Annotated in this window: 10 protein-coding genes; all 10 read right to left on the reverse strand. The window is 33.8% G+C overall.

Annotated elements, in window-relative coordinates; all coding sequences use genetic code 11:
• Positions 1-5 precede the first annotated feature (5 nt).
• A complete protein-coding gene (locus KPL37_RS11605; RefSeq protein WP_216149496.1) occupies positions 6-440 on the reverse strand; it encodes an MOSC domain-containing protein in 435 nt (144 codons plus the stop codon).
• Positions 440-919 carry a cyclic pyranopterin monophosphate synthase MoaC gene (gene moaC, locus KPL37_RS11610; protein ID WP_246578249.1) on the reverse strand — a complete coding sequence of 160 codons (480 nt, stop codon included), beginning with the start codon at positions 917-919 and terminating at the stop codon, positions 440-442. The genes KPL37_RS11605 and moaC overlap by 1 nt, the downstream gene beginning before the upstream one ends.
• A 4-nt stretch (positions 920-923) precedes the next feature.
• The gene (gene moaA, locus KPL37_RS11615) at positions 924-1883 is read right to left on the reverse strand and encodes a GTP 3',8-cyclase MoaA (protein WP_216149500.1); all 960 of its coding nucleotides are present in this window, start codon (positions 1881-1883) and stop codon (positions 924-926) included.
• Between the two features lie 11 nt (positions 1884-1894).
• Entirely contained in the window at positions 1895-3802 is a 1908-nt protein-coding gene (locus KPL37_RS11620) for a molybdopterin biosynthesis protein (protein ID WP_216149502.1), read from the reverse strand.
• 14 nt (positions 3803-3816) lie between these two features.
• The gene (locus KPL37_RS11625; protein ID WP_216149504.1) at positions 3817-5040 is read right to left on the reverse strand and encodes a molybdopterin molybdotransferase MoeA; all 1224 of its coding nucleotides are present in this window, start codon (positions 5038-5040) and stop codon (positions 3817-3819) included.
• Positions 5041-5076: 36 nt separating this feature from the next.
• On the reverse strand, positions 5077-5568 hold the full coding sequence (locus tag KPL37_RS11630) for a MogA/MoaB family molybdenum cofactor biosynthesis protein (RefSeq protein ID WP_216149506.1): 492 nt from the start codon (positions 5566-5568) through the stop codon (positions 5077-5079).
• Between the two features lie 441 nt (positions 5569-6009).
• Positions 6010-6213, reverse strand: a complete 204-nt coding sequence (locus KPL37_RS11635; RefSeq protein ID WP_216149509.1) for a hypothetical protein — start codon at positions 6211-6213, stop codon at positions 6010-6012.
• Positions 6214-6413: 200 nt separating this feature from the next.
• Positions 6414-7688, reverse strand: a complete 1275-nt coding sequence (gene larA, locus KPL37_RS11640; protein WP_216149511.1) for a nickel-dependent lactate racemase — start codon at positions 7686-7688, stop codon at positions 6414-6416.
• A gap of 12 nt (positions 7689-7700) precedes the next feature.
• The gene (locus KPL37_RS11645; protein WP_216149513.1) at positions 7701-9224 is read right to left on the reverse strand and encodes an L-lactate permease; all 1524 of its coding nucleotides are present in this window, start codon (positions 9222-9224) and stop codon (positions 7701-7703) included.
• A gap of 75 nt (positions 9225-9299) precedes the next feature.
• On the reverse strand, positions 9300-9918 hold a 619-nt coding region (locus KPL37_RS11650; protein ID WP_281418674.1), incomplete at its 5' end, for an FAD-linked oxidase C-terminal domain-containing protein.

A 9918-nucleotide genomic window follows, 5' to 3' on the forward strand; every position in this document is an offset into this window, starting at 1 on the left:
AGTACTTATTCCTCCACTACAATCTCATCTCCGGCCTTAATATAACCTTCCTCAAGTACCTTAGCAAATATGCCTTCTCTAGGCATTATACAATCGCCAACCAGCTTCATAATTTCACATCCTGCATGACATTCCTTTCCTATCTGTGTTACCTCTAAAACTACTTTTCCTATTTTAATTTTAGTTCCCACTGGGAGCTCATACAAAATTATTCCTTCAGTAGTAATATTTTCAGCGAACTTTCCTGAGCATAAGCCTAGGGCTCCCTTTGCTTTCATTTTAACAATGCTCTCAACACCAAGAAAACTAACCTGTCTATGCCAATCACCTGCGTGTGCATCTCCCTCAAGTCCGTGATTAAATTTAAAAAATCCTTTCTCTATAGGGTGTTTTATAACACCTTTTTTTTCACTTATATTTACTGCAATAACCTTTGCCATTATAACGCCTTCCTTTCGAATATTCCTGATTTTCCACCACTTTTTTTCACAAGCATAATATTATTTATAACCATCCCCCTATCAATTGCCTTACACATGTCATAAATAGTTAATGCTGCAACAGATATCGCAGTAAGTGCTTCCATTTCAATGCCTGTCTTTCCTACCGTCTTCGTTGTTGCAGTTATTTCAATTTTACTGTTTTCAAAATCAATATTAAAACTTATGTCACAGCCGGATATCATTATGGCATGACACATTGGTATTATTTGCGAAGTGCTTTTGGCACCCATTATTCCCCCTACCTGAGCTACAGCTAGTACATCTCCTTTTGAAATAGACCCATCCTTTATTTTTTCCAAGGTTTCTCTCTGCATTGATATCGATCCAACTGCTATAGCTTCCCGAACAGTGTCATACTTTTCAGATACATCCACCATTTTAGCTCTTCCTTCTTCATTTATATGAGTAAGTTCCATCACTTTATCCTCCTATCTGATACATCATCTTTGAGCTTCTACTAGTTTTTTCTTCCGCAAGATGATGTTCAAGCGGCTTGTTATAAATTGCTTGTTTTAATACATTTGTAAGCATATCTTGATTATTTAAGTATTGCCTAAGATCTATTTCTTCCTTTGAATGAAGACATGGTTTAATTGTACCTGTAGACGTAAGTCTTATTTTATTACAATCATCACAAAATTTACAACTTACCGGGCTAATAAATCCGATTTTCCCTTTTGCCCCACTAAGCTTGTACAATTGAGCAGTGCTACTTTTTTGCGTTTCTATTTGCTTTAGCTCAGGATGTTTTTTTAAAAGCTCCATAAAACTCATTTTACTTTTTTCGTAAATTTTAATACCTTCACCTATGGGCATTAGTTCAATAAATCTTACTTCTATAGGCATTTTACGTGTTAAGTTTAAAAAATCTTCAAACTCGATATCATTAAAACCTCTCATTAATACCGTATTAATTTTTACCGGCTCTAACCCAAGACTTAAACATTTATCTATACTTTCCATTACTTTTTCTAAATTCCCTATTCTTGTTATACTTTTAAACTTTGCAGCATTTAAGGTATCAAGGCTAATATTAACTCTTTTAAGTCCAGCTTTTTTCAGATCACTTGCCATATCTGAAAGCAACATACCATTTGTAGTTATTGCAATATCATCTATTCCTGGCAATTTTGAGGTTTCATATATAAGCTTGTCTAAGTCTTTCATTACCAGTGGTTCCCCGCCAGTATACCTTACTTTATTAATACCTAATTTCTCTGCTGCCTTTACAATTTTTAAAATCTCTTCAAAACGTAAAATATCCATGTGACGCTTACTCTCAATTCCTTGCTCCGGCATGCAATATGTACATCTTAAATTACATCTATCCGTTACCGATATCCTTAAATAATTGATGTTTCTTCCATAACTATCTCTCATAAAATTGTCTCCTAAAGTTCAATTATTTCCCCTATATGCGCATAATCATAGCCTCCAAGTTTATCAAGTTCACCTTTAAATTCATCAGTTTTAATTACTTTAATAAATTCCCTTATCATATCCATATCTATAAATTCCTTAGGCACAGCAAAATCATAATCCTCATCTCCAAGTTTTATAAAATCTAGGCCCAAAAGCTTCGCTGCAGAATAAATTCCAAGTCCACAATCTGCATCTCCTGCTGCAACTACTGCTGCTACTGCAATATGGGTGAATTCTTCTCTTTCATACCCAGATATATTTTGTGGATTAATATGGAGCTTTTTTAAATTGTAATCTAAAAATAGCCTTGTACCTGACCCTCTTTGCCTATTTACAAATCTTCTTCCTTTTATAACTATATCCTGCAAGCATTTAATATTTAAAGGATTCCCTTTAGGAACTATAATTCCCTGAATTCTTTTAACACCTTTAATTAATACCATAGGTTTATTCGGTAAATATTTTTTAAGATAAGAAATATTATAACTACCATTTTCCATATTCAATAAATGAATAGGTGCTATATGGGTTTCCGAACCTATTAATGCCATTATTCCTCCCATACTTCCAACGTGAGCAGAAGAAAGAAAATACTTCCCATTTTTTATATGAAAAAGATCCGAAGCTATATCAACTATTGGGTCATGGCTTCCAATACACACAAGAGTATTTTTAATTTCTTCCTTACTTCTTAAAAGTTTAACATTCACAACGGTTCCTACCTCATAACCTTCAATATTTTGTGGTATTTCTAATATACCGTCTGCCCTTACTAATGACATTGTCGTTCCAGCTCCACGACCTATGGGTGTTGCAATATACTTTCCAGAAACAAATCCAATTTTAACTCTTACAAATTCTAAATATTTTAAAGTTGACATTACACGCCTAGTAAGTACAACCTCAACAGTGGTATATTCTTCATTATTTATCCCGATATAAGCTTGGACTATTTTCTTACATATATTATCCATTACGACATAAGCAGATACTGGGAATCCCGGTATACCAACCACAGGCTTTCCATCTATACTTCCAAGAATAACAGGTTTACCAGGCTTTATAGCTATTCCGTGTACACAAACCTCCCCTAATTCTTCTATTACTTTACAAGTAAAATCCTCCCTACCGGCTGAAGATCCTGCATTTATAAGTATAATATCACATTGCTGAACTGCTTTTTTTACAGCTTCTTTAATAAGTGAATAATCATCTTTTACTATATCAAATCTTAGGGGTATCCCTCCCCATTCACTAACCTGAGCAGAAAACACTCTTGAGTTGAACTCGATTATGTCTCCAACCTTAAGTTCTCCGCCTGGCTCCACCATCTCAGTTCCAGTCGGAATTATCCCAACAACCGGTCTTTTATAAACATCAATATCATTTACTCCCCCGGCTATAATAGACCCTATATCTACTGGTCTAATCATATAATTTGAAGGGATAATAAGTTGTGTTTTAACAATATCTTCTCCAATTGGTCTAATATTTTGAAAAGGTGCAGCACTCTTATAAATGGATACTTTTCCTTTATCTAAATTTATCAAGTCCTCAACCATTATTACGCAGTCAAATTCTTTAGGTATTGGATCCCCAGTATCCACTACTAAATAATCAATGCCTTCTTGTAGTTCAATATGACTCCGATCTGTTGCCCCATATGTTTTTGTACTTAAAGTTGCAATCCCATCCATAGCAGAACTATTATAAAAAGGCGAAGATATTTTCGCAAAAATTGGTGAGTATGAAACTCTTCCTACAGATTCCCAAGTAACAACATTTTCCTTTTCGCCTTTAATACATAATAACTTATTAAAATATATTTTAACTGCCTCATTCAAATCAACATTTGATAAAAAGACTTCTTGAGCCAATGCTCTCATCTCCTTTATAATTTGTAAACTCCAACTGCTTGTCCTTCTTTTAAACCTTCAACGTTTTTTTCTATCTTTATATACCCCCATGCCTTTGAAAATGCTGTTATAATTCCAGATTTACCAAACACCGGTTTTGCAATAACAATGCCCTCTATTGTTTCAAGCTCTACAGGTAAATATTCTTCCCGGCCTTTAGCTTTGTGATAATTTATACTCATTACTGCATTTGTTACGTAAATCTTTTCACTTTTAAGCATTAGGCTATATATATAATTCTGAACAAGTACTTTGTATATAATGCAACATGCAAGTGGATGTCCTGGAAGTCCGAATATTATTTTTTCTTTATGTTTTCCTATTATAGTTGGTTTACCAGGCTTTATTGCTATTCCATGTACCAAAACCTCCCCGTCATCAAAGGAAGCTATAACCTTTAAAGTATGATCCTTAGTGCCGACAGAACTTCCTCCTGAAATTAATACCACATCGCATTCATTAAATGCTTTTTGCGTTGCACTTTTTAATAGTTCATAATCATCCTTAATAATTCCATAACTTACTGGCTCCATTCCATCCTCAAGAAGTAAGGACCAAATTAAATAGGTGTTTATGTCCCTCACTTCCCCTAAAATCGGCTTAACACCACAAGATACCACTTCATCCCCAGTTGAAATAATACCAACCCTCGGTCTTTTATAAACCGTCACCTCAGAAATACCAATGCTTGCAACAACACCAACCTCATATGGCCTGAGTTTATTTCCCTTTTTTATAACAATATCCTGATTCTTTATATCTTCCCCAATTTGTATTACATTATCACCCATGGCAACTGGTGAATAAATAAGTATTGTATTATCATCTAGCTTATGGCTATACTCAACCATAACTACACTATCTGCAGACTCTGGAAGCATTCCTCCCGTAGGTACATATAAACACTCTCCACAGATAATATCTGAGGGTGGGACTTTTCCCATGAATACTTCACCTTTTAGTTCAAGCATAGATGGCATTACTTCACTAGCCCCAAACACATCCTTTGATATCACTGCATATCCATCCACCGTTGACCTTTTGAATTCTGGTATATTACATTCTGCCTTTATATCTTCAAAACAAATTCTAGAAACACTTTGCAATATATTCACCTTTTCAGAATCAAGCTCATATGTAAATGATTTATCTATTATTTCTTTAGCTTCTTCTACAGATACCACATTAAAAAGTTCCACACTTGTACCTCCTTTTAATATTTTATAAATTACTTGTTAACTTTTAGCACACTCGCTAGCTTCCCCTCGAAGTATTGCAATACCATGTGGAATTGCAGATATTATAAATTGAAGATTTTCTACAGCACCTTTGGGACTTCCAGGAAGATTAATAATTAAGGTTTTTTTGCGAATCCCTGCAATGCTTCTTGAAAGCATAGAATTTGGCGTAATTTGGAGTGATTTCATTCTCATAACTTCTCCAATACCGGGTACATATTTCTCAATTACATTTTGAGTTGCTTCTGGAGTAACATCTCTATGTGAGAAGCCCGTTCCACCATTAGTTAAAATTAAATCCACCTTAAGTTTATCGCATAAATAAATCAACTCTTTTTCTATTTCCTCTTTTTCATCAGAAATCATTTTATAAAAACTGATAACAAATCCTTTTCCTTCTAATTCACTTCTTATTGCAGGACCTGTTCCATCAACTCTTTCTCCCCTAAATCCCTTATCACTCATGGTTAATATCGCAGTTTTTATCATTTTCAACGCTCCCTTTCGAAATTCAGCTTTACAATTTGTGTTCTATAGCCCTAACAAAAATAAAACTTCAGTTGGAGTCTCAATCTCCCTCTGAAGTCGTTAATGCAGCTGCATAGGTAATGATTTAACCCTATTATTATGTTTTAAATTACTGAAGGATACAATAAGTACATTTTTAAACATTAACAAGTATGGAATAATAATTAATAAGTTTACATTTAATAGTTATTATAAAATTTACATACTTTTTTGTCTAATTATATAACTTTTATTCATTATAATACCATTATTTTACCACATTTATAATTAATATACTATGCTGGTAGTTACCTAATATTCATACCCCTAAATATTTAGCTTAGTATATTTATAACTTATCGAAAACATGTTATGTTTTATTTTTAATAAAAATTAAGGCAGGATACTCATCCTGCCTTAATTTTATTTTCTATAAATACCTTTGTTTATTACTGAACGGCCATATAGTCTTCTTATTTCTTCTACATTAACTTCACTCGGGCCACTAGTCATATTAGGCATGTCATATATATTAACCATATCAGCGTTTGAAACCTCACTAAAATTCTCATTTTCTCCCGATTGCTTACCAGATTTTTTTGTTTCATTTAAATTGCTTTCATTCATAAATATTCTCCCTTCAAATATAGAAATTATACTGAACATTTTCAGTACATTTCATAGTTTACCCAATTTATTATAAAATATAATTGGTAAAGGTTATTCCCAAAGTTGTACTTGCAACAGCAAACTAAAAAAAAATAAATTAAATAAAGTAAAGGAGTGTTTTTCACTCCCTCACTTTATTTTTTAGTTTAATCTTTAAGTTATCTTACCACTACCGAAACACCATCTGGTATTACTGTTATTGTTGCATATTTTCCCTTTATCTTTAAAGCTCTTTCAAGTGCTTCTTCAAAGGTAGCTGCATGCTCCATATGCATTTTCTTTATCATTTCAGGGTCACATAAATCTGAAACAAGAATTACAGTGAACTTATCAAGTATCCGTGCAAGAATCTGAAATTCCCATTGATCAGGTAAAGTTTCATTTCTACCTACCTTAATTACTTTATCAAGAACTTCACGTGGGCTCTTTGCATTTGCAATATTGTCATAGAAAGACTGACCACCATGTCCATCATTACAAGCTGACACCATGATTATAACTCCTCCATCCATGCAAGTTGCTTCAGCTGCTGTCATACCTTTTACAGACTGATATAAGTTTTGATCTAGAGGATAACCTCCATTAGATGATATAGCAATATCTGCTTTAACAGCTTTAACAGATGCAAGCTCCATTACAAATTTACATCCTTTAACATGTGCAAGTTCACTATCTCCTGCAAATGCATTTATAATGTTTTTCTCACTATCTATTACAACATTTAATATAAATGCTAACTTAGCTTGCTTTGCAGCATATAACATGTCTATATGAATTGGATTATTTTCAATTACTCCAGAGCGAGCGAACTCGCTTGCTATAAATTCAGAGCAATGATTTGCCATAACAGTCTTTGCTGATGCCACTCCAGGAAGGACACTTTTACGCCCTCCTGAAAACCCAGCAAAGAAATGTGGTTCTATAAATCCTTCCGAAATTAAGACTTCAGCTTCCATTGCTAGCTTGTTAAGTAAAAGTTCTCCACCCGATGGAAGTGTTCCAACGTGAACCATGCTAGTATAATCCTCAGATACGTGATTTATTATCACTTCATTATTTACAATTTCCTGACCAAATTTATTAATCATTTCATCCTTGGTAGTAGGTCTATGGAAACCAGTAGCAATTAATATTGTTATATCTATTTTAGGATTAACAGCTCTTATTCTCCTAAGTAATATTGGAAGTGTTACCTTACTAGGAACTGGTCTTGTATGGTCACTAGTTATTAATACTAAGTTTTTCTTACCTTTAACTAACTCTTCTAGTTTTGGACTGCCAATAGGATTATCTAGTGCCTTATTTACAATATCCTCCTGAGTACTTTCTACTTTGTACGCATGTGCCTTTGATTCTAATATTGCCAACAAATTTCTATCTGGTATTTCAACTTCCAAAAACCTTTTTGAATATGGTATTTTAACTTTAGTCATTATTATTCCTCCCTACATTGTGAAGAATCTTGATCCAAAATACACGATTAACCCTAAGATTAATACATATACTAGGCAGAATTTTAAGGTTGCCTTTAATATCTTACCTTCTGCTCCTACAATTCCAGTAGCTGCCGTTGCTACTGCTATACTTTGAGGTGAAATCATTTTACCTGCTGTAGCGCCGCCGGTATTTGCAGCCGCTAACCAATAAGGACTCATGTTAAGGTTTCTTGCAACCTCAACTTGAAGCGGTCCAAAGAGTACATTAGCTGAGGTATCACTACCTGTTACAAATGTACCAAGGGCACCTATTACTGGTGCGAATAATGGATAGAATCCTCCAGTTGCTGCAACAAGTACTACAGCAATAGATGTTATCATTCCACTATAACTCATTACCTTTGCAAGTGAAACTATTGCAAGTATTGTAATTGCAGTTTTAGACATTTGTTTACATGTATCCGTAAATACCTTTACTATTTCCCTAGACTTAGCTCCCTGAATAAGTCCCCCTATAAATGTAGCAAGAATTATAAGTGTCCCGGGATTTGCAATCCATGTAAAAGTACTAAGTTTTGCATGAGGACCAGTATATATTTGTATTGAAGTCTTTATAGCTGATAATGGTTTATTTATTGCTGGAACTAAAGTACTTGTGATTAATATAAAAGCCAAAATTAAGATAAATGGTATCCAAGCTAACAAAGCCTTCTTTACAGGTATAATAACCGCATCTTTAGCTGCAGTTTTTTTATAAAATACTTTAGCTATTGTAACTGTTACTATGATACATATTATAGATCCAATTAGTGCCGGAAGTTCAGCACCAAGATATTTTGCAACTAAAAGTTCTGGCACTGCAAAAGCTAAACCTGACGCTATGGAAATAAACACAACGCCCTTTATGGCCTTTACACTCTTACCCGTAAGCATTACTAGTATCAATGGTAAAACTACAATTAATGCAAATAATTGTATACCAACTGCATAACTTAAAGTAACTGGATTAATTGAAGCAACCTTTGCAAGTGTTGTTACAGGTAAACCAATTGCTCCAAAAGCTGTTGGTGTTGTATTTGCAATAAGACATATTATCGCTGCAAATATAGGATCAAACCCAAGTGCAGCTAAAATACTTGCAGGTATTGCAACTGCTGTACCAAAACCTGCAATTGCCTCGAGGAACCCACCAAAACCCCATGCAACAATTAAAACGAGTATTCTCCTATCTGTTGTAATTCCTGTCATCATATCCTTTATCACATCCATACTTTTTGTATGAATAGAAAGGTTATACGTAAATACCGCTGCTATTATTACAACGATTATTGGCCATATTGCCATTGATGCGCCCTCAAGTGTTGCTGTAAGAGCCTGACTAACTGGCATTTTCCAAACAATAGTCGCAAGTATTATTGTGATTACAAGTGTAATTGAACAAGTTTTATGTCCTGGCATTTTCAATACACCCAGGGATACCATAAGCCATACAATAGGAATAAGTGCTATGAAAAACAACAAATAAATATTCATCTTTTATTATCTCCTCTACTTAGTAAGATTTGATACAGTATTTAAATCGACTATGTTTATATTATATTTCGCGCTTTATTCACAAACTTTTCCTGGATTTAATATATTTTCAGGATCAAATGCCAATTTGATATTTTTCATAAGATTTATATACACAGGACCTAATTGTTCTAACATATACGCTTTTTTGGCATATCCAATTCCATGTTCTCCTGATACTAATCCTTTTAATTCTCTTGATTTACTATACATTGCCTCAAATACTTCTGCAATTTTTTTGTCCCATACTTCATCTGTAAGGTCATCCTTTAACACATAGACATGTAAATTACCATCACCTGCATGACCAAAACTTCTTATCCTTATATTAAATTCTTTTTGAAGTTCATTAGTGTAATTAATGAACTTTGCAACCATGTTTCTTGGAACAACAACGTCACATTCATCCATATAAGTTGTTGTTGCTTTAACAGCTTCAAGAAAAGCTCCTCTTGCAGACCAAACAGCTTCTTTTCTCTCATCTGTATCTGTTATAAATACATCAAGAGCTCCTTGCTCAAGGCAAATATTAGCTACGCCTTCATAAGCTTTTTCTATTTCTTCTATAGTATTACCATCAAATGTCAATAAGAGATATGCATCTGATGAATTATCTGGAAACTTTTTACCAAGAAACTCTTCAGCAGCAAGAATA

Source organism: Clostridium frigoris (genome assembly GCF_018861865.1).
Lineage (GTDB): Bacteria > Bacillota > Clostridia > Clostridiales > Clostridiaceae > Clostridium_AD > Clostridium_AD frigoris.